This window comes from Oscillospiraceae bacterium (assembly GCA_034925865.1).
Classification (GTDB): Bacteria; Bacillota; Clostridia; order Oscillospirales; family SIG627; genus SIG704.
Genome location: JAYFRN010000001.1, coordinates 15,714 through 36,240, shown reverse-complemented (window position 1 = coordinate 36,240; position 20,527 = coordinate 15,714). Strand labels below are relative to the sequence as shown.

21 protein-coding genes are annotated in these 20,527 nt (G+C 41.6%); 5 read left to right on the top strand and 16 right to left on the bottom strand.

The window, feature by feature from the left end; translation table 11 throughout:
- Positions 1 to 3: 3 nt before the first annotated feature.
- From VB118_00205 to VB118_00185, 5 genes are read left to right on the top strand one after another with little or no spacing between them, the layout of a single operon-like run.
- Complete coding sequence (locus VB118_00205; protein MEA4831020.1) at positions 4 to 4,212, top strand: hypothetical protein; 4,209 nt, start codon at positions 4 to 6, stop codon at positions 4,210 to 4,212.
- Positions 4,196 to 6,265 (top strand): BREX-4 system phosphatase PglZ, encoded by a 2,070-nt coding sequence (gene pglZ / locus VB118_00200; GenBank protein MEA4831019.1) that lies wholly within the window; start codon positions 4,196 to 4,198, stop codon positions 6,263 to 6,265. Before VB118_00205 ends, pglZ begins: the two co-directional genes overlap by 17 nt.
- A gap of 12 nt (positions 6,266 to 6,277) precedes the next feature.
- Positions 6,278 to 7,777 carry a BREX system Lon protease-like protein BrxL gene (locus VB118_00195; GenBank protein ID MEA4831018.1) on the top strand — a complete coding sequence of 500 codons (1,500 nt, stop codon included), beginning with the start codon at positions 6,278 to 6,280 and terminating at the stop codon, positions 7,775 to 7,777.
- The gene (locus VB118_00190; protein MEA4831017.1) at positions 7,777 to 7,980 is read left to right on the top strand and encodes a hypothetical protein; all 204 of its coding nucleotides are present in this window, start codon (positions 7,777 to 7,779) and stop codon (positions 7,978 to 7,980) included. The genes VB118_00195 and VB118_00190 overlap by 1 nt, the downstream gene beginning before the upstream one ends.
- Before the next feature lie 10 nt (positions 7,981 to 7,990).
- A complete protein-coding gene (locus VB118_00185; protein ID MEA4831016.1) occupies positions 7,991 to 9,112 on the top strand; it encodes a cysteine desulfurase family protein in 1,122 nt (373 codons plus the stop codon).
- 88 nt (positions 9,113 to 9,200) lie between these two features.
- Here VB118_00185 and VB118_00180 read toward each other — a convergent pair whose 3' ends face one another.
- From VB118_00180 to VB118_00105, 16 genes are all read right to left on the bottom strand, one after another.
- Complete coding sequence (locus VB118_00180; protein MEA4831015.1) at positions 9,201 to 9,473, bottom strand: hypothetical protein; 273 nt, start codon at positions 9,471 to 9,473, stop codon at positions 9,201 to 9,203.
- 334 nt (positions 9,474 to 9,807) lie between these two features.
- Positions 9,808 to 10,140, bottom strand: a complete 333-nt coding sequence (locus VB118_00175; GenBank protein MEA4831014.1) for a hypothetical protein — start codon at positions 10,138 to 10,140, stop codon at positions 9,808 to 9,810.
- Complete coding sequence (locus tag VB118_00170; GenBank protein MEA4831013.1) at positions 10,124 to 10,399, bottom strand: hypothetical protein; 276 nt, start codon at positions 10,397 to 10,399, stop codon at positions 10,124 to 10,126. Before VB118_00170 ends, VB118_00175 begins: the two co-directional genes overlap by 17 nt.
- A complete protein-coding gene (locus VB118_00165) occupies positions 10,396 to 11,091 on the bottom strand; it encodes an NlpC/P60 family protein (GenBank protein ID MEA4831012.1) in 696 nt (231 codons plus the stop codon). The genes VB118_00170 and VB118_00165 overlap by 4 nt, the downstream gene beginning before the upstream one ends.
- A 4-nt stretch (positions 11,092 to 11,095) precedes the next feature.
- Positions 11,096 to 11,470 (bottom strand): serine/threonine protein kinase, encoded by a 375-nt coding sequence (locus tag VB118_00160; GenBank protein ID MEA4831011.1) that lies wholly within the window; start codon positions 11,468 to 11,470, stop codon positions 11,096 to 11,098.
- An 11-nt stretch (positions 11,471 to 11,481) separates the two neighbouring features.
- On the bottom strand, positions 11,482 to 11,634 hold the full coding sequence (locus tag VB118_00155) for a CD1375 family protein (protein ID MEA4831010.1): 153 nt from the start codon (positions 11,632 to 11,634) through the stop codon (positions 11,482 to 11,484).
- A complete protein-coding gene (locus VB118_00150; protein ID MEA4831009.1) occupies positions 11,634 to 11,960 on the bottom strand; it encodes a hypothetical protein in 327 nt (108 codons plus the stop codon). Before VB118_00150 ends, VB118_00155 begins: the two co-directional genes overlap by 1 nt.
- Before the next feature lie 9 nt (positions 11,961 to 11,969).
- Positions 11,970 to 13,169 carry a hypothetical protein gene (locus tag VB118_00145; protein MEA4831008.1) on the bottom strand — a complete coding sequence of 400 codons (1,200 nt, stop codon included), beginning with the start codon at positions 13,167 to 13,169 and terminating at the stop codon, positions 11,970 to 11,972.
- A 33-nt stretch (positions 13,170 to 13,202) separates the two neighbouring features.
- Complete coding sequence (locus tag VB118_00140) at positions 13,203 to 14,246, bottom strand: siphovirus ReqiPepy6 Gp37-like family protein (GenBank protein MEA4831007.1); 1,044 nt, start codon at positions 14,244 to 14,246, stop codon at positions 13,203 to 13,205.
- 1 nt (position 14,247) lies between these two features.
- Positions 14,248 to 15,078, bottom strand: a complete 831-nt coding sequence (locus tag VB118_00135; GenBank protein MEA4831006.1) for a phage tail family protein — start codon at positions 15,076 to 15,078, stop codon at positions 14,248 to 14,250.
- Entirely contained in the window at positions 15,075 to 18,092 is a 3,018-nt protein-coding gene (locus tag VB118_00130) for a phage tail tape measure protein (protein ID MEA4831005.1), read from the bottom strand. The genes VB118_00135 and VB118_00130 overlap by 4 nt, the downstream gene beginning before the upstream one ends.
- A 223-nt stretch (positions 18,093 to 18,315) precedes the next feature.
- Complete coding sequence (locus tag VB118_00125) at positions 18,316 to 18,909, bottom strand: Gp15 family bacteriophage protein (GenBank protein ID MEA4831004.1); 594 nt, start codon at positions 18,907 to 18,909, stop codon at positions 18,316 to 18,318.
- Positions 18,906 to 19,235: a DUF6673 family protein gene (locus VB118_00120; GenBank protein MEA4831003.1), complete on the bottom strand. Its 330-nt coding sequence runs from the start codon at positions 19,233 to 19,235 to the stop codon at positions 18,906 to 18,908. The genes VB118_00125 and VB118_00120 overlap by 4 nt, the downstream gene beginning before the upstream one ends.
- A gap of 17 nt (positions 19,236 to 19,252) precedes the next feature.
- Positions 19,253 to 19,741: a hypothetical protein gene (locus tag VB118_00115; protein MEA4831002.1), complete on the bottom strand. Its 489-nt coding sequence runs from the start codon at positions 19,739 to 19,741 to the stop codon at positions 19,253 to 19,255.
- A gap of 4 nt (positions 19,742 to 19,745) precedes the next feature.
- Entirely contained in the window at positions 19,746 to 20,180 is a 435-nt protein-coding gene (locus tag VB118_00110; GenBank protein ID MEA4831001.1) for a hypothetical protein, read from the bottom strand.
- Entirely contained in the window at positions 20,177 to 20,527 is a 351-nt protein-coding gene (locus tag VB118_00105; protein MEA4831000.1) for a minor capsid protein, read from the bottom strand. The genes VB118_00110 and VB118_00105 overlap by 4 nt, the downstream gene beginning before the upstream one ends.

Here is a 20,527-nt window from a genome sequence, read left to right as displayed (position 1 = left end):
ACCATGGAACTGAAGCATTACGCCGATTATATCAGCATACCTGAAGGATACCGGGCCAATATGACACGGGAAGCTATAAATGAGACTCCCGATACATGGCTGGATTTCTATCCCCACAAACGTTATATTGAGTTTCTTCAGACATTGCTTGATGGCATTAAAACCGGCGGAAAATCCGTATGGCTTACGGGTAATTATGGCACCGGAAAAAGCAATGCGTCTCTTGTTACGCAAAAACTGTTTATGGATGAAGAAGAGCGCGTAAGACGCTGGTTTGAAGAAAAGAAAAAGTCGATGTCAGACCGCGACTCATTGGAGGCGGCGGTTTTTGCTTGTCGTAAGGAAGGAACGCTCGTTATCTATGATTACAACGCTTCTGGCGTCGGGCCCAACGAAGAGTTTCTGGTCAGGTTGGAAAAAGGGATTATCGCTACGCTCAAAGAGCGTGGAATGGTTGTTCCCTCAAAGGGAAACCTTGATATTGTAATTTCGCGACTAGAACGCGAGGGTCAGCATTTCTTTGATACTCGTGATAGGATTCAGAGTAGCCTTGCTTATCTGCATTCCGGCATAACGATTACTGACCAGCTCATTGCTACATTGAAGCAGGCGGATTCTGCTTCAGATGCGCAGACACATTTACTTGATGACGTGCAGACAGTGCTTCATGAGGACAATATCTTTCTAAACATGGATGTCAACACATTCAGGCAATGGATTACAGCCATACGAAAAGAAAACCACATAGAGCGTGTTATCTATATCTTCGACGAATTTTCTGAGTTCGTCGAAGAAAACATTGCGCATTTGAAGACCTTCGAGGAAGTAACAGAAGCGCCCGGCATTAACCGCTTCTATTTAGTGCCAGTAACGCATTTGAAACTTGATGCCTTTTGGTCGGAAACTTCGGCTACCGCAGGCAGAGCAGAAGAACGCTTTTATACAAGAAATCTGCAGATGCCAAACGATACTGCGTTCAGGCTTGCGCACAATGCTATTCATGAGAATCCTGACCCAAAGGCGGCGGACAAGTGGAAAGAGGAAAAGGATATTCTTTGGCAGAGCGTATCTGCCGTCGCTGGGCAGTTCTCCAATGAGGTTGTGAGTAACCAGTCATTTTACGATATTCTGCCGATTCACCCAATGGCTGCCTTTTTATTGAAACATCTTTCTGAGTCTGCACGTTCTAACCAGCGCAGCATATTTGAATATCTAAAAGGTAGCGCAGACGGAAGAGAATTTCAGGATTTTATTCGTAGTGGTGGCCCAGGAATCCCGAACAAACAGTTCTTAACCGTAGACTATCTTTGGAAATACTTTATCGAGCGCGATGACCTAAGTATTAACAAAGAGATTGTAAGTATTCGCTCTGAATATGAACGTATCAAGATGCGCGATTTTCAAAATCGTAGTGATGATGATGAAGAAATCCGCGTTCTAAAAGCTGTGCTTCTTTTCTGCCTTCTTTCAAGGCTCAATCCTGATGGCGATGAGAAACTGAGACCTACAGTACGAAATGTTGAGCTGTCATTTCAAGGTGATGGCGCAATGATTAATATCCGAGGTATTATTTACTTTCTTAGAGACAAACATTGTTTTTCTGTCGTTAACGATAACATAGAGCTCTATGCCTCTTCTGTACAGGGCGTCGACTTGCAAAATAAAATAAAAGAATTAGAGCCAAAGTTTGACGAGTTGATTTCTACAAAGGTGAACGAGGCTCTTACTAAGCATACCCAAAGCGCAAGGATAAAGCATTCCGCTAACCGTTTTGATATTCGAGTCAGCGATGTCAACCATACCACGCTGACATATATTCAAGCGTCAACACGAGCAAAATACAGCGAAGGTCAAACTCAGAACAGAGATAACGGGTCTATTTGCCTCTGGTATGTTATTGCAAAGAACAAGGCAGAGCAACTCCTGATACCAGAAAAAATCGAAACAATACTAAAACAACTGCGCGACCACAGAATCATGTTCTTCACCTTCCCTGAAAGCACATTCTGCGGAAAAAATTCAGAGATGTGGAGCGAATATGTGACCCAATATGCACAATATCTTCTTGAAAATAATGATCAGGCAAAAAGACAAATAAAGACAGCATATGAGCGCATCGAATGTGAATGGTGCGCAGAACTAAAAAACGCAGCAAGAAAATTACGATGCTATACCGTTGTGAACGGCGCTGTTATTTCACAAGACCTCTCATGGTCGGAATTTTCTACTTTGATCTCCGATTATGAAAAGTGTAAACTCCCCGGCTGTGTTGATTGCCTTACCGTCTGGGTAAGCGCATACTCGGAAAAAGGCTTAAAGAGCTGGGCGAACGCAGGAATACAATACAATGCTGCGTCCGATCAGTTTAAACAACTTGTAGATGTATTTAAAAAGCAAGGCATCACACTGGAAGATACTTGGTATACGCAAAATCCGAACCATCCATTAGCTCGTATCAAAGCACTGTTTGACAAGAAAATCGCTAATACTCTGAGCAAAGGAAGTTCCTTGTCTGTTCGGAAAGTATATATTGAACTTCAATGTGCTCCTTTTGGCATGAAAAACAATGTACTATCAGCTTTCGTCCTTGGCTGCGTTCTAAGAGGGTTACTCGATAAAAACTATCAGTGGGAAAATGGACAGATGAATCACCCACTGGATGCCGATACGCTTTCAGAGATTATAGAAACCGTAGTTAAAGATGATGGGCAGGATAATATCAAACTTGAAAAATTGATTTGCCGCTTGTCAAAAGAACAACGAGCGTTTATTGAGTATGCACCAAAAATGTTTGGATGCATACCAATTCAGGATACAACATTATCCAACACCTTATTGCAGATTCAGAGTAAAGTAGAAGAGGTTTCACATCGTGTTCCTCTATGGATTCTTCCTGCATACATACGTAGCAATGGTGCAGATAACGCAGACAAAATAGACAGCATTCTGAGATCTGTATGTGACGCTTGTGTTATCAGTTCGAAAGGGAAAGCCGAAGAAAAAACTGCAGCAATTGAAAGCATTGGACAAGCAATCCTTGCAAATACTGAAATAGTTTATGAGATTTCGCAATACATTCAAGAGCACTATTTTGTGCTTGCCTTCCAACAATATGTCGATCAGAATGCGCCCTCTTTAAAGGCTTTAGCTGAATCGCTTGGTGATAATTCTCATGCTTATTGCGATTCTATCCTTGATAAGGCCAGAATAAGCGCGGGGATACTTTGGAATCAGACGGATATTGGTCGTGAGATTGATGAAACTGCATCAGAGTATCACGTGATTCAGATGGCACAATTGCTGTATGATATGAATGGCTTTTCAACTTATAAAGAAGTACGTAATGTGCTAAGCAATGCGGTGCAGGTCATTAACAAAGTTCCTGCGACTATGTTGCAGTCGGCATTCCCTTCTATAGGCGCCTTTATTAAGGTGTTTCAAAAGGGAGAACCTGCTGCGGAACTGGCTGCGGCTATGGAAAACATCATAGATACAATTAAAGCCTTGTTCTTTGACACTAAAAAAACTGCCAGCATTAAGATTATCAGAGATTGCCTCAGTGTGCCGGGCGTTGAAGATAGGGTCGTAATGGAAATACTTAACAATACCAACGATGGCTTCTCCTCAAGCGAAGGGGCTTTTATCACAAGTGCCATGCAGAAGCTGACGGCTCTGCAGAAGGCTTCTGTGGAGCACAATCTCATAGAAGAATGGAAAAGGCTGTCACAGGTTAGTTCACCTGATATATGGGCTCAAAACAACAATGTACCAGCATATTACCTTCTTGGTCACACAGTTGATGCCACTTCAATAATCAGTGCTGTTCAAAACCCAGGGACTTTCTCAACTGATAAACTGAGCGAGTATCTAGACTTTTTACATACCTGTCAACCACTGAGCATAGCAGATTGCCAAATTGCATTTAAAAAGGAAGCGGTACCGAGCCGTTATGCGAAATTTGAAATAGGCCTCGCTTCTCTACTTGCTTTTATGCATAGCCGGTATGGTGACCAGCCTAACAGATGGCCCAGAAAGCCAGATCTAAACGACTTTATTAGTGACCAATATAAGTGTGCTATTGCTCCACAGATAGTTGAAAAAATACAAGGTAAATCTCCGGAATCACTTAAGGATATATTGCTAAAAATGGCAAGAAACAATCCCGAAGTTGGTCTTCTGTTCTGGGAGGATGATGATGGAATACACCGTTAATTCGTATCAAAAACTGGATGAGAAGCCGCAAGCGAGAATCGAACTATACCCGAATAATAATGAGGCGGCAAAACTGCTTGCTATGCATATTACATCCGGTTGCAAGCAGATTTACATTTGGGAATTGCTTGATGAGAACTCATCAACGCTCCCATTGCCTACGAAAATCATAAAGCTCATAGGAGAAAAAGCCATTGGTGTTCCAGCAGCCTCAGTGGTACTGGGTGTTGATGCTTATTTATCTCTATTAGATGAGCAAAACAAGCAGCAATTTCATCTTGCCATACGGCAAATACTGGATGAGCAGAAACTGAACGTTGTTTTCCTAATGAGTAGCTCTATGTTTAGTGCACACTCATTTTTAAATCCGAAATACGAAAACTCACTGCAACTGATTCGTATTTCAGGAACAATTTCTGAACAGCCTGCGCCACAGATTTTCGTTTACCCAGAACGATTTGTACCGCAAGATACAAATTTCTGTAACTACAAGGATTTGATGAAGCATTTGGGGCAGGATGTAGATTCCAGCAAATATATCGTTGTTCTTCCTTCTGTTGCAATCATGCAAGCAGGACTAAGCAGCGATGTGCATTTTGTTTTTGAAGCACACGAAATCGCATTCTCTTATTATTCAGTTGAGCTTCCTTTTAACGATAAGACAATCGACGATTTATTGATCGAATGTAGAACGCAAAATCTCTCGCCAGAGGAGACTGCTGAGAGTTTGTTTGGTTCAATACATATTTCAACAAATCGCGCGCTCAAAAGATTGCTTCAGCTTAAGACGGATAAATTCTGGGTTGCGTTTATATGGCTTCTCAAACAGCGCATCGATAATACTTCATACCTATCAAAGGTTTTGTGTGATTCAATTAAGCCTGATGACTTGCTCCGCAAATATATTGTGGATACGGCAGTCAATTGTGTAATAAATGATGATAGCAAAATCAAGCAATATGCTGCTGAACGTGCTGAAGCACTCAGTTCGCTTGGTATTCCCTTTGAACCATTGATTGTTGACTTTATTAACAAAGTCAAAATATATAAAAGTGCTTTACCTTTTTTAAATTGTGGTACAGTCACAGAACGCTGTGAACTGATACGCCGTGCGGGAGAATTAGACTTGGTGGCCAGGCTTCCTGCAGAATTTAATACGCTTTGCCCAGTATTAGGAGATTACCTATCTTCAGTTTCATGCGGAAATAGCACACTCGACACCTATTTCAAAGAGTATAGAAGGAACAGCATTAAGAACGAAGTATCAAGTAGCTTTGTTGATTTAGCATTTAAAAACAGTGCGCCTATTGCATCAATAAAAATGCGCGATTCAATCTTAACAGATTTGTCCACTCAAAATGATACTGCATTACTAATTGTAGATGGCATGGGCGTGGAATATTTGCCATTCCTTATTTCTACTGCAGCACGACAAGGCTTAACTGTTTCCTATTATGAGGTTGCAGCAGCGCGTCTCCCTTCATCCACGACATATAATAAAATACAATGGAATCCGGAACTTGTTCTTGATGGTGTTAACAGTGTTGACAATATCGCTCACTATGGAGCCTCAAAGCACGAAAAATGTACATCAGAGAGAAATCTTCTTGCGGCTTTAGACGAATTGGGAATTGAAGTGTTTAAACGTGTTGTGGCTGGATTGTCGGCGCACGCTCAGGTAATAGTTACATCAGACCATGGAACATCGAAGCTTGCTGTAACTGCTCATAATTTTGGTTTTAGCGAAACTCTACCGTGGAGTGGCGACCCAGACGATTGGCGATTTTCTGTCGCACCAGAAAACTCTCCGGTGCCTGATGGTATGGAATCTTTTTATAATCCATCCAGCGGTAAAACCTACTGGATGGTTCGAGGATATAACAGGTTGCCCAAAAAAGGGCCAAAACTATATGCGCTGCATGGAGGCGCTACTCTTGAGGAACGTTTAGTACCAATTATAATTTTCACAGCATCAAAAGACGGAACTTCTATGCCGATTCAAAAGAAGAAGATAGATGAGCAACTAATCGAAAAAAAAGATTTCGATATTTAGGGAGACAAATAGATGTACGACGTAGATAAATTGAGGGAGCATTTCCCTGCTACTACGGTTTATAAAGACCAGTCTGTAATGGCCATGTTTAAATCAGCGAAAATTGAAGCATTTTTACGTGACTGGATTTTTAAACGTAAAGCTGGTCCTAATGGGAAAATTGAAAACGTTGACCAGTTAAGCCAATACATTGCGGAAATCATCCCCCACAGAAGTGATAAAGAACGATTAGAGGACGAGGCTCGCTCCATTGGGGAAACACGCCCTTTTCTTGCAAAGGTAAACATATCATTCAACGCCAGCGCCAATTACTATAGCTTTGAAATACCCGATTTGGGCTTCTCATATGCTCATACAATTATTGAAGACTATGTCTGGGATAGAATAAAGGATGAGTTGATTGGTGAAGCCGGCGGTTGGGGGTTAGTTAAGCTCGGTTATATGCCACCAGAGGGGAACAAGAAAAACGGACGTTTTACTCTCCTGGATTATAAAAACTTCTGCCCTTATGAAGTAAGTGTTGATGCTTATAGAGAAGCGCGGTCACATTATGAGGATACGGAAGAATGGATGGACATCCTTTTGGGTGCCATCGATTATAATGCTGACGGTTTTAGCAAAAAAGGATGGATAGAGCAGGACGTGTGGTTGGCTAAGCACACAATGCTAACTCGATTGTTACCGTTTATTCAGCCACGTATTAATCTTATTGAACTTGCGCCACAGCAAACTGGTAAGTCTTATATTTTTGGGAAAACTGGTAAGTATGGATGGCTATCAGGCGGTGGTAGTTTAAGCCGCGCTAAACTATTTCTAGATATGCGTCCTGGTTCACACTCTAAAGGGCTTGTAACATTTAGTGATTTCGTTGCCATAGATGAAATAAAATCAATTAAATTTACAAACGACAAAGAGATGGCTGGTATTCTTAAAGGATATATGGAGGATGGATTTGTTAACGTAGGCGGCACCAGAGTTGAGGGAGAAGCGGGAATTATTTTTCTCGGAAATATTGATGTTAATAACATGGATGGAACAAAGGATATGTTTAGCGAGTTACCAGATATTTTTCGAGATAGTGCACTTCTTCAGCGTGTTCATGGTTTTATTCCCGGATACCACATCCCTTCTTTATCGCCGAATATGTATGTCAGCGGATGGGCACTCAACACAGAATATTTTACTGAAATTATACATAAACTGCGCAGTCCAGCAGAAACCATGCGCTATAGAAGTCTTGTTGAATCATTGGTCGAAGTAAGCAACAAATCGGGAGACACATCAGGACGTGAACAGGAAGCTATTATGCGTCTTTGCACTGCGTATATGAAATTGTTCTTTCCTCATGCTGACTCTGTTCTTATTGAGGACGAAAAATTCAAACATGATTTTAACAAGTATTGTTTACAACCGGCTAAACGAATGCAGGAAACAGTGCTTCAGCAGATGAAAATAATAAATCCTAATGAGTTTGTTAGCAAAGGCTTTTCTACATACAGTGTGAGGTATTAATGGCAAAGATAATAATTCGGTGTTGTTGTTGCGAAGAATCCCCTGATAAAACATCAATAGCTCTATGTAAAAAATTTTTAGGAAAAAATACAAAACGGTTTTACTGTATTTCGTGTTTAGCAATCTACCTTGATACATCAATAGATGAACTACTTGTAAAAGCACAGGAGTTTAAAGAAGAAGGCTGTACACTGTTCATGTGAGGTGATACCTATGATCTACGCCGACAATGCGGCAACAACAAAACTTGATATTAATGTGTTTGAAGCGATGAAACCATATCTGCTTGAAGAGTACGGAAATGCTTCTCAGCCATATTCATTCTCGCGATCTGCTAAGGCAGCAATTAAAAATGCCAGACAGACGGTAGCTTTGTGTATAAATGCCAAACCAGACGAAATTTATTTTACATCAGGTGGTACCGAAAGCGATAACTGGGCGATTAAAGGATCGGCTTTTTCAGATGCTGATTACAAAACAACGATTACTTCTCAAATCGAACACCATGCTGTGCTCAATGCTTGCGTTACTATTAAACGGTTGCGTTATCCTGTAGTATATCTTCGAGCAATAAAAGACGGTGTGATCACACCAACTGAGCTGGAAAGTGTAATAAATAATAGAACTCGATTAGTGTCCGTTATGCTCGTTAATAACGAAATCGGTACCATCCAGCCCGTGAAAGAGCTTTGTTCTATTGCCCATGCTCACGGCGCGGTATTCCACACTGACGCAGTACAAGCATTAGGTCATATACCGGTTGATGTGCACGAGCTCGGAGTAGATATGTTATCTGCGTCTGCGCACAAATTTAACGGTCCTAAGGGCATTGGTTTCTTGTATATTCGTAAAGGAACCATAATTGTTCCATATGCTGATGGTGGTGCTCAGGAGTTTGGGTTCCGGGCTGGAACCGAAAATGTCGCGTCCATCGTTGGAATGGCGACAGCCTTGAAAGCGAATTGCGAAAAGCTTGACAAGAACACAGCACAGATAAAAGGCCTTGAGCGACTTCTCATAGAAAAGTTGAATGATGCTAGCATTCAGTTTGTGCGTAATGGAGGCAACAATACGCTGCCAGGTTTGTTGAGCCTGTCTTTTACTGGCGCTGAAGGAGAAGCGATTCTCCATCGTATGGACCTGCTAGGGATAAGCATATCTACAGGGTCTGCTTGCGACAGCATGCATACAGAAATTTCCCACGTGCTGCAAGCTATCCGACTAGATAAAACACTTGCTAATAGAACCATACGGATTTCACTTGGAAAGAACAATACGGTTGAGGATGTCGAGGCAATTGCTACGGCACTGAAGAAAATTGAATGTGATAGATAGTATGGAAGCTATATGTATCGTGAGAGTCTTCGCTTACTTCATGATTCTACAATAAGAAACGGCAGCTGAGTTTTTCAGCTGCCGTTTCTTATTTTTCATAGCTTTGAAGCAATTTTGGCAGCTTTACTGCATGCAGCGCTTCATCTTTCGCATATTCGCAAAAATCTCCGACAATAAGCTTAGTCCATTTAGCGGCAATGCCCAAAGTGCGAAGATAGAGTATTTTCAGAATTGCAGCTTCATATGGAAACGCCCCCGGTATTATTTTTGACGCTTGATCAGGTCCGCGAGGATAAATATAGGCAAGAGCAAAATACCCAAAATGTAAATCATATGGTACCTTTCTGCCCGTGCCGGGCATTAAAAATTTATTTTGGTTTCCCGTGACGCTTCACAGCGTTTCGGCAGTTAACCACGCCGCCATCATCAAACGGGATAGTTTATTATATCATGTTTAGCGAGGAAGTGTCAATCAGCGGATTCGGATTTTCGTATATCTTTTCCATCACCTGCTATACAACTTGAGATATCTGCAAGTATTCCTTGGATGCTTAATAAAGAAAATACTTACTCGAGATGACATAATGAGTAAACTCTACATTCGAAAATATAAGTAATTTTCGAAGTTTGTTTATTAATAAGCAATTAAAAAACCGGGTAAGCGTTTCGCCTACCCGGTTTTTCATCCATAACTTTTATTTAATCTCCACTGCTGCCGGAGAGGGTTCTTTCCCTAAATCCTTACACAGAGCAACATACCCCGCTTGAATTGACTCCATTATTTTTGCTTCATCGAAGTATTTACCATAACGATCAACAAGAATTCCATAAACATAGTTAAATTTTTGTTTGCCTTGATTCGTTTCGAAAGTAGTAAGCGCAACTGCGCAAAGAGATTTAGCTGTATCGAAAAGTCGCCGGTCTTTAAGCCACGGAACCGCGACCTTTGCAACCCAGGTCGATACCAGCGTAACGATAATACCCATAATCGCAAGGATTATTTGGGTAATATCAATCGTATAAGTCATTGTTTTGTTCTTCTCCCTTTTCCTTTTTGGAATTTTTGTTATGGTCAGCATATCCTTTCAGATATGGTTCTTTGTTATTGTATTTTCGCTTGTTGCCGTGAAGGTATCCGAGTATGCTAAGCTCTCCGACGCAAGCTCCAAAGACACATGAAATGAGCGTTGACGGTTCGCTTCCGACAATGATGAATATAATCAGGCATACTATCGTAAACACGGCTAAAAACGAGAATATGCTATATACAACTTTATCGACATTCATATCTTTTTCAAATACTGGAGCGCGATCCGGCTGAAGAGCTGAAGGATAAGAGCGTTTGCTCCGTCCTTTGACACGCTCATTACATTCATTGTTTTACCGATGAACCTCTCCGGAATGCTTTTGCCGTTTGTGTACTTCGCTCCGGGAAGAATCGCCACGCGGTCGCCGGCTTTGAGTTGAGAGCTATTTGCTGCCGATGAAACGCTGTAATCAATCCACGGGCATTTACCCCACCACTTCCACGGACGATTAGCGAGCTGAGTTTTTACAACGCCGTACTGGAAGCCGCGAGCTTCGATTACTTCGCCGTTACCTATGTACACGCCGACATGGCCGGACATGAATACAAGCGTACCAGGTATTTCAGGAATTGTGCTTATGTCGCCTTTTTCTGTGCATTTTGTGCGCATACCGTTTGCGGAAACGTCCTGATCTTCGCGGTACTTTGCCGGGCTGTTTGCGTCCGCGCTCCACAGATAGCCCTTTATGAGCCCTACACAATCGTGAACCTTTTGACCGATATGCTTTTCCCTCGCAAGTGTGACACGGGAATCAGACCAGTACACTGGGTATGTCTTCGCATACCAGTCGAGATCGCTTGTGTTTGCAAACTGCCCAAAGGAACCGTACCAATACGGCTTTCCGAGCTGTGCCTTGCAATAATCGACAAGACCTTTTGCTGCTTTTGCCATGGTTTCAACCTCCTATAGTTTCAAATATTGATTTAACACCCATCGATGTTAAAAAATCCTTGTTTTCATGCTTGACCTGCTGAGCATATTCCAGTGCTTTATGTGTTTCGCCATTACATTTACCGCTCTGAAGAGCTATGGAATTTGCTTCACCCAAAGCCAACGATGCACCGCCCATTTTTACAAGCAAAACCATAAATTCTTCCTGCCGTTTTTCGCGTTCCTCGGCGGCTTTTTCCTTCGCTTCAAATTTCTTTTTAAGTTCAGCGGTTTGCTTTTCGTATTCCTTTTGCCGTTTCGAAGATACATAACTAAAAAAGGCGACACACGCCGCCACAATTATTGGAAATATAAGATTGGTTAAAATGTCATTATTCATTTTTTGTCCTCTCAAGTTGTAATTTCCTGATATTTCGCTGATGAAATCTTGCCTTCAGTAACATACTGGTTTAAGACTACATTCACAGAATCTTTTATTCGTAACGGTATATCGTTCCATGTTTTACGCCCGGCGATCAGTAAATCAGCATAGATTTTAGCCATTATACAGTTCCTCCGTTTAGTATCATTTCATACAGTTCAGCTAATGCAAGTTTATTGTCAATGTCTTTCTGTTCCAACTCCGCAATACGTTCTTCCGGCGTTTGAGGCGATACAGATACAGGTATTTCAGGAATTGCGCCTTGAGAAACAACTGTTATAACTCCGTTAGAAATTGAATCAATATTTATAAAAGGCAGATACTGTATAGCGGTGTTTTCTATGTTTGGAGTAACTACCGCCCAACCGTCTGGCGGCGTTATGTTATGGCTTGTTGTTTGATTTCTGTGCGCTCCGTTTGATTCGGCTTGTAATTTTATAATTAACATATAATCTCCTTATTTTATAGCCATATAGTGATAACGGAATCCGCTGTAGTTGTATTGAACGTTTGCCTCGGACGCATACCAATACACCGTGTTTTCTATACGTTTTATTTTGTTATAAGAATCCGCCTGCAGATATCCACTTGATACCGCCGATGGATTAAAAATAAAGGTTATCCCTGCAGCCGCACCATATCCCTTAAAATATACCGTCGCATATCGCGGTAAAAAGCTGAAAGTAATTGAGTTAGGATTATCAACGCCATATGTTCCCGTGCCTGTGTAATAGCCAAATTCAATTTGTGGCATGCCTATTGCATTCGCAAAACTCGATAATGTCATTTTCCCCGCCGTGACTCCGCTTGTGTCAACAAATGGCAACAAATCAGTTGATTCCGGCGTAATCGATGTTAATCCGTTGAGTAAAGAATATAAAGCTGCTGCATCTGCCGGAGATACGCCGCCAGAGCCATTACCTTTCAGAATTCCTGGAGCTGTTATTTTTGCTTGCTTACCGTCTAATGTAGTCTGTAGGTTTGTTACACCTGAGATTGTATGTGTATGATCACCTTCCGCGACCGTCCCGGCTGCCGTTCCGACATTCTTTACCGCAGCATTGCCAAGACCAAGATTTGTTCTTGCCGCAGCAGCAGTTACGGCACCGGTACCGCCTTTTGATACAGGGACGGTTTCAATAGTAAATATAGATTTAACTCCAGGGCAGAGAGTTACATCATACCGTTTATCTGTAATGTTCGAAGATATTAACACCGTTGCATTGGAAGGTATCGTTATTTCTGCAAGGCACAGTTCATAAATTGTGTCAGTTCGCGTAAGCGCCGGGGCAACTGGTGAAGCTGCCGCTGTACCTTTGAGGACCGCTAAATCGACTGATCTTACAGAAATATTGTTATTAAACCGTAAAATAATGCGGTCGATTCGCGCATATGTAGCATTTGCTGCATCAAGCGTCAGCGTACTTGCAATCTGCTGCCAGCCGAACGCACCTTTTATCCAACATTTCCCCGGAGCTATGCTTACTGTCAATCCTGATGAAACCGATACTGCAAATGTGCCTGCTACGTTATCAATCCCGGTACTGATAAAAGAACCGAAGGATTCACGTAAATCCGAAGCATTATTCGGACGGTCATATGTTGGATTTCCCTGACCGTCATATGTGATCTGACTATCAAAAAATATTGATTTCATATTTCAATTCTGTCTCTCCAACGGAGAGCTGCTTTATGCCTCCATTTTTATTTTTTTATATAATGTCGGTGTCTTGCTTCCGACAAGCAGTTCGACTGTGCTGTAATTTTCTTTTATGACTTCACGCGCTTCTACAATTCGTGCCGAATATGACAAGCCCAGTTTTGATATAACAATATCGCATTTATCTCCTAGATCATAATCAACGCGGTATTTATATCCGCTGTTTGCTATTACATCAAAATCAAGGCTCTCGACAATTTGGTAATCGTCGAGAGCTTCATTTCCGCGCTGTTTTAGATCGGATTCATATTCTGCTTGTGTTTGTGCGCTATCCATTTGTAAGTTCCGTGCATCAACGAAGATCATGCGTTTTAAGCCGCTGTCAGACTTATCAACAATTACATAAGTACGATTTGTTCCTTCGCCTTCCCCGCCTATAACGGCGTAATTTTTATGATTACTGATATCGTGTATATATTGAACATTGCTTACATTATGAAAGCCTTTAGAAAAGACTACAAAGTTATTTACAGACTGGCCTTGTGTTCGATCAAGCCCCTGATATGTTTCAAAATATATTTTATCGTCTGTAAAAACATAATTAAGCCTGAAAGACATCTCTTGCGTCTGATATAGTTTGTATATACGTTTTCCGAGCTCAGCTCCTGTTTCCTGCATAGAAATCGTTGTGCCATGCCCTGAGGCAGCGCCGAGAGTAAGCTTCGGTATATCGCTTCCGTATGAAGTAATGAGGCTACGTCCTATTGATTCTATATTACCTGATCCGCGATACCTGGGATAAATTATTCTGTCATCAAGTCTCTTTTCAAGAAAGAAGCCACTTAGCGTTATGTATTCGCCGGAGAGTTTATCATCATATTGAACTTTTTGAATAATGCCTGTTTCTAGTCTATCCGGGGTGTATATATACGCCATATCAATACTGTAATCAACGGCCGGCATATAAACAGAAAATTCTCCGCATTCATAATAACGGCGAATCCACATTATCACTATGGTATTTTTTATTTGGCATATCATATTTAAGCTGCTATCAAGCGCGAATAAATTCATATCACACCCCTGCATAAAGCTTATTATAATAAATAGTGCAGGACAGCAATGTTGTTCCGTCATCAGCGCTAAATGATATATTACATCCACCGGTATCAATCGCGAAAAATGTCGATGCCCGGTCAATATACCGATTCGCATTAACGCCGTTAAGCGTTACAGAAGCATTTATAAAATCCAAAACAAGCTCATCTCCGACAGAAAGCGCCTGATTGAATTTTACATATGTATTTACGTCTTTGGATAATTTGAAGCCGGTTACGGCTCCATATGCGACCACTACAGCACGGCAGAAGGTTTCTGTATCGCCATCATTTTCAATATATACAAATTCGGGATAGGTGAATAAACCTGTTATGAATCCCGATGTAAGCGACGATAACAAAGGAAATCCCATCATAGGCGTATTACCGGCGATATCTTTACCGAATTCATCTACTGATCTGAAATATGGATCAGAGCAAAACATTATTAATGTCATAACCTGACTGACATAAATATTCGATGTGGGTAAATCAATACTGTCAACAACGCAAGGAATCCATACAGGATTGTCTTTGTAGTTGATGTACATTTTATAAGTATAATTCGGGTTGAAAAATCTGCTTGCTGTTCTCCGTGAAATATCATTGAGCGCCGATGATACACAAGCCGCCGTTATGGTAATGATTCGTGACGGTATACGTTGCCCGGTTATGATATCACCGTTTCCGGCAGCCTTTTTTTCACTGAAAATATCGACTTCAAGATTACCCGCACCGGAAAGGGACAGTATTTTAAATACTGTCCCAAAAACAAATTCTGTATTATCTGACCGCTTTATTGAGATCATCTTGCACCAGCCAATCCATAAATAAATACCCTGTTTACAGCCCGTGCGACCGTATCAGGAGATTCGACCGGCTCATAAAACTGTATAACAGGTGCATTTGTTGTATAATTATGCGTTGCTCCGACGCTTCGTATAGCTCCTATCGAGGAAAGCATACCGCGAACCCCGTTATATGCTTCATTTACATTCTCTCTGAAAGAACTGCCTAAAGCAAAAAATTTATCAGGAAGCTCTGCGCCGAACTTTGCTTTGAATTTAGCTTCCGCATTAAGCCCGTTGTAAACGTCAAGGACATCATCAACTTGCTTATGAGCTTCATCGATAATTACCCTTGTGCTGCCTTTTATACCTTTTGCGAGGCCTTTATCAAGGTTCTCACCGATATCTGCAAATACTGTTGACGGGCTATGCTCGCCGAATATGTTTCTAACCCAATCCGTTACGCTGTTAAAAAATCCGCTAATTTGATCCATTAGCCAATCTTTAGCGTCTTTAATGCCTTTCCAAAAGCCCTCAATGAGGTTTTTGCCCGCCTCAGCGATTTTTCCCTTGCCTCCCAAGATTTTATCAACAATGCCAAGCACCAACCCCCATATGCTTTTATTAATCTCTATCATAATATCAGGTAAGTTTTTGAGGAGTGCAATTAAAATATCGAACCCGGCTTTTCCCATTCTTAACTGCGTTTCAGGGTTTAATAATGTTGAAATTATCCCGTTTATTATTTTAGGCAAAGCGGTGACGATTTGGTATATGATTTCCGGTAACGCGTCAATCAATGCCACAAATAACTTTATGCCCGCCTCAATGATTAATGGCAGCGCTTCCATAATTGCCGTTATAATACCGCTTATAATTTTTGGAATTGCCGCGACAATCCCCTCGATTATTTCCGGCAGAGCATCAACAAGCGCAGTCAATAATTCAATCCCGGCTTCGATCATGGTCGGAATTGCCGATATAAGAAAATCGACTATGCTATCTATTATCTTTGGCAGCTGATCGACAAGTTCGGGTAAAGAATCAATAAGACCTTTCGCAAAAGCAATTATTAATTCAAGAGCGCATTCGAGGATTTCATCGAGATGATCTATCAGCGCAGCGGTTATATTAAGAATAATTTTTACTGCAGCCGGAATTAATTTCGGTAACGCTGATACAAGACCGTCTGAAAGCGTTGTTATAATAAATATCGCGGCATCAATAATGTCGTCGATATTGTTTATGATAAAATCAGCAAGCGCGAATATTATCTCATTTGCAGCTTTAACCAGTACCGGAAGATTGTTAATTATCGCGCTTATGAGCATTTGGAGCATATCCTGGGCTGCGGGTATTATATTGTCGAGATTATCGGCAATACCTTTTACAATCGCCGTTATTATGTTTATAGCAGCGGTAAATAGTACCGCCTGATACATTATGAATCCTTCAGCGAATTTACCCGATAACTCTGCGATTATCGGCATGATATTCGGTATAAGCGTTACTATGCCGTTAAACAGAGAATTCATAATTTCGCTTGCCGCTGCTGAAATTTCCGGTAAATTATTCACGATTCCACCGACAAACGATGAAATCAAACTAAAGCCTGTATCAATTAACATAGGCGCATACTCAGCGACTTTTGATACTACCTGTACCAATATGTCGCCAAAAGCTGAAACTATGCCATCTATACCGCTTTCATCAAAACCTTGCTGAAGCTGCGCTAAAAGGTCGGCTCCGAACCCCGCAACAGAAGCAATTATACTGTCATTCTCGTTGTATATTGCAATACCAAGGTTCTTTAGGCCTTCCGTCATCCGTGCTGATTGCAGCGACAATGTATTTGCCATCTTGCCATATGCATCATCTACGAGGCCCGCAGTATTGCTCATCGCTTCAAGGTTTTCAGAATATTTGCCTGCGTTTTCACCTGTAATTGCAAGCGCAGCTTTAAGAGCTTCTGAAGACCCTAAAGCATTTGACATACCGTTAACAGATCCGTCTAAATTGCCGCTTAGTTCACTCAAAGCACCGGAGAGCCCTTTTGTCTGCAGAATTGTTGAACCGAATTCCGGAATTAAATCACTGATATTTGTTTGAGTCTCTTTTATTGCCTTTTCCAGTTCGGTGTATTTTTTCTTGCCTTCGGCTGTACTTGTATCGACTTCGCTTAGCGCTTTAGTCTGCTCCTGCAAGGTTTCTTTGAGCGATTTATACTGATCCGCGGTATTTCCGACTATTTCGCCGGATTCTATCATTGAATCAATGGTTTTTCCTAATCCCGCTGCCATTGCTTCATTCGGGCTTAGAAATGCCGATATAGCGGCATTCAGCTGAGTCGTAGCTTGTGCGGTCGGAGTACCTTGCGCAGTCATAGTAGCCAGAGCCGCGCCCACTTCCTCAAATGATACATTTGCAGCGGCCGCCGTAGGCGTTACCTGGGAAAGGACCTCTCCGAGCTCTCCGACTGTTGTAATACCTTTATTCTGGGTCTGTATGAGAATGCCTTGTATGCGTTCGGTGTCCTTGACGTTTAGTCCATAAGCATTTATTGTTTTCGCTGTAGCCGAAAGCGCGGTATCAATATCAGTAAATCCGGCAGTCGCGAGTTTAGCCGAAGCCGCAAGAAAATCTGTTGCATCGGTCATATCCTCAGTTGCGGGAATGCCAGCTGATAACGCCGAATATAACGCTTCGTTTAATCCTGTCGCCGCGACCCCGGTAGATGACGATATACCTAGCAGCTTTTTGTTAAGGTTGTCAGCATCAACAGATACATCGCCAAAAAGGGTTGAAGCCTTAGCAGCAGATCGTTCGAATTCAGAACCATAATTGATTACAGCGCCTGAAGCAGCCGTTACCGCTCCCATTGCAGCGGTAGCAGCTGTGCCTATGGCCTTCATCGCCGTCTCGCCAACGGACTTTATTCCCTCAAAGGCCTTTTCAGTGAGTTTTCCGATTTCTTTCAGCGACGACTCATAATCGCTCGTGTCGCCGTTTATTTTGATTTTTACGCCGTCAGCCAATGTCTAACACCCCTTAAGATAGGAAAGCACTGGCGCGTAATGGCACTCACTTTACATTATCGATTTTAATTTCGAATTGTTTTCGGCAATTCTTGTTTTTACAGATAACCCATAAATCATGAGCTACCGCATTTTTGCCCTTTTTTATCGGCATTTTATATCCGCAGTACGGGCATTTGATTTTTTCTGTTTGAATATCGGTTTCAAAGTTTTTTATACACTATCACCCGCCAAAATCATTTATTAGTTGCTGTATGGCCGCTTTTTCAGAGCGTGAATATTCAGGCGGTAAAGCTACGGAATCCCGCAGTTTGCATAGTTCCCTGTCGTTTCCGTCATAAGCCCTGCGACGCATAAGAGAACAAATATAATGCCGTTCCTCTAGTGATTGAAATTCCAAAAGGAATAACCACCAATGGAACGGCTCTTTGCGTCGGTATGATAAATCTATTCCGCTTTGATTGCGAATCGCGAGTATTATATACGCCATGTCATGCTTGAAGCTGTAAAGTTTTCTGCTATCGTCCTCCTGCTGTTTGTATCCGTTATCTTCATGCGGATAGCCACATAAAAATTTCACTATGGAATCGAATACATTTTGCCATGGTTCATTTATTATCCGGCCGAATGCGAGTTGCTCAATTTGGGCAATCAACTCAAAATTATTAAGCTGATCGCCCTCATCTGAGCTGTTATATGCAAATTCGCGGATAAGACCGGATATATCAGCCCACACCCGGAAGTCGTAATTTACAGCGTATTCGGTGCCGTTTACCGTAACATTCTCTGGCGGGGCAGTATCCGCGAAAGAAATCATATGCTATTTACGAATGATTTCAGATCGGAATTAAATTCTTCGGATTCTTTCTTTATAGCTTCAATTATCATTCGGTATACTTCGGTTGTTTTACGTATATTAACGCTATCTCCGAACAGTTTTATATGAGTTCCTTCACCGTACAAAACGTCTATAAAGCGGAATATATATCCGCAGTATTTTTCGATTATCTCTGCGGGGTCACTGATGCCGATTGCCGAGGCCTTCATACGCTCCATCTCTTTAAGCGCGTCATTATACTTGCGTAAATTTGCGGCCTCACAGATATCATATTCGAGCGTTAAGCCGTTATATGTGATTGTCATATACTCTTATACCCCCCTTATGCAGCAGCAGTAAATACAGGCGTGCCGTCTGTTACAGCGACAGTACCTCTTTTAATGTTGCCGTTAAATTTCAAGTCAAATTTAATCTTTTTATCGATAGCGTTGTAAGAATTCAAAACAAGAGCTACCGAGACATTCCATCCAAGATATGACGTTGTGGCTGTAGTGTCATGCTGCGGGAAAACAAACAGAGCGTTCACTGCCGCAGCGTTTCCTGTAGGAAGGCTATAAAGCTTCGAGAATACGAAATCAAACGCAGGATCGCCTTCAACAAGAACAAGCTCCTGCGACATAGACGGTTGATAATTCTCAACATCGTTTGTAGGAAGCTCATCATCTATGAAATTACGGGTAACGATATTCGGATTCATTGCGATCTCGTACAGCTCTGATTTGCCAATACGCGCCCATGTAGGCGTTCCGGTCGTGCTTTTGTCGAGAAAAATCATCGATTGATTCTTTTTCCAGTAAATAAGGTCAGGCATTATGTTACTCCTTTATATAAGTTATTTGCACCGGAAATGTTATTTTGATAATATGTTCATCCACTCCGGCTGTGAATGGTATATCGCGTAGGACTTTGGCTTCGAGCATTGTAACGCCTTGCCCGAAATCAGGATAATTTCCTATTTCTTCTTGCTGTTCAATCCAAGAAATCATCTGTTGTACATCAAAGAAGTTACCGGTATTTTCATTATCAACTCCGGGTATTATAGGGTTTTCGCCGAAAGACTTGTATATCTGTACCTCAAACGGATATACGCATTCCTCGCTGCCGTCAATAAATGGCCGCGATTCCGAGCCGTCCACCGGTACAATGCAGATTGTGTCATCTTCGGCTTTGGAAATGTTGAAATACCATTCTGCAAGCGGCTTGTATGACATTAGCCATGCCATAATAGCATCATGTATATTTACATTCATAACTTTAATCTCCCGGAATCTACATAATTCTGCATTGCATCAATCAGCTTCCCCTTTTGCGAAGGTTCAGCGGCTTTATCCCATTCTGCTGACGCAAGAGGATGTTTGTTTTTGCGGAAATGCATTCCGATACCATTATAGGTTTTATAAGCATATGGAACAGTATGCGAAATCTCACCTGGCGTTATCGTTGTTTGCTGTGACAATGTACCGGTACGATAAGGGACCCAAGGCGTATAAAGTCTTTTCCATTCATTGGCCGCGAATTTCCAAAACGCGTCGTTATGAATTCGTTTTAAATGAACGGGAATATCAATATTAGCTGTTACAGTAAATCCTTTACTCAT

What these genes read in the sequence shown, in the direction of transcription:
- VB118_00135 (MEA4831006.1), bottom strand. Translation starts at nt 15,078, where the DNA reads ATGATCTCAATAAAGCGGTCAGATAATACAGAATTTGTTTTTGGGACA.
- VB118_00150 (MEA4831009.1), bottom strand. Translation starts at nt 11,960, where the DNA reads ATGTTAATTATAAAATTACAAGCCGAATCAAACGGAGCGCACAGAAAT.
- VB118_00190 (MEA4831017.1), top strand. Translation starts at nt 7,777, where the DNA reads ATGGCAAAGATAATAATTCGGTGTTGTTGTTGCGAAGAATCCCCTGAT.
- VB118_00170 (MEA4831013.1), bottom strand. Translation starts at nt 10,399, where the DNA reads ATGAATGTCGATAAAGTTGTATATAGCATATTCTCGTTTTTAGCCGTG.
- VB118_00115 (MEA4831002.1), bottom strand. Translation starts at nt 19,741, where the DNA reads ATGCCTGACCTTATTTACTGGAAAAAGAATCAATCGATGATTTTTCTC.
- VB118_00140 (MEA4831007.1), bottom strand. Translation starts at nt 14,246, where the DNA reads ATGAATTTATTCGCGCTTGATAGCAGCTTAAATATGATATGCCAAATA.
- pglZ (MEA4831019.1), top strand. Translation starts at nt 4,196, where the DNA reads ATGGAATACACCGTTAATTCGTATCAAAAACTGGATGAGAAGCCGCAA.
- VB118_00110 (MEA4831001.1), bottom strand. Translation starts at nt 20,180, where the DNA reads ATGAATGTAAATATACATGATGCTATTATGGCATGGCTAATGTCATAC.
- VB118_00205 (MEA4831020.1), top strand. Translation starts at nt 4, where the DNA reads ATGGAACTGAAGCATTACGCCGATTATATCAGCATACCTGAAGGATAC.
- VB118_00125 (MEA4831004.1), bottom strand. Translation starts at nt 18,909, where the DNA reads ATGATTTCTTTCGCGGATACTGCCCCGCCAGAGAATGTTACGGTAAAC.
- VB118_00180 (MEA4831015.1), bottom strand. Translation starts at nt 9,473, where the DNA reads ATGCCCGGCACGGGCAGAAAGGTACCATATGATTTACATTTTGGGTAT.
- VB118_00120 (MEA4831003.1), bottom strand. Translation starts at nt 19,235, where the DNA reads ATGACAATCACATATAACGGCTTAACGCTCGAATATGATATCTGTGAG.
- VB118_00175 (MEA4831014.1), bottom strand. Translation starts at nt 10,140, where the DNA reads ATGACTTATACGATTGATATTACCCAAATAATCCTTGCGATTATGGGT.
- VB118_00160 (MEA4831011.1), bottom strand. Translation starts at nt 11,470, where the DNA reads ATGAATAATGACATTTTAACCAATCTTATATTTCCAATAATTGTGGCG.
- VB118_00185 (MEA4831016.1), top strand. Translation starts at nt 7,991, where the DNA reads ATGATCTACGCCGACAATGCGGCAACAACAAAACTTGATATTAATGTG.
- VB118_00165 (MEA4831012.1), bottom strand. Translation starts at nt 11,091, where the DNA reads ATGGCAAAAGCAGCAAAAGGTCTTGTCGATTATTGCAAGGCACAGCTC.
- VB118_00145 (MEA4831008.1), bottom strand. Translation starts at nt 13,169, where the DNA reads ATGAAATCAATATTTTTTGATAGTCAGATCACATATGACGGTCAGGGA.
- VB118_00105 (MEA4831000.1), bottom strand. Translation starts at nt 20,527, where the DNA reads ATGAGTAAAGGATTTACTGTAACAGCTAATATTGATATTCCCGTTCAT.
- VB118_00195 (MEA4831018.1), top strand. Translation starts at nt 6,278, where the DNA reads ATGTACGACGTAGATAAATTGAGGGAGCATTTCCCTGCTACTACGGTT.
- VB118_00155 (MEA4831010.1), bottom strand. Translation starts at nt 11,634, where the DNA reads ATGGCTAAAATCTATGCTGATTTACTGATCGCCGGGCGTAAAACATGG.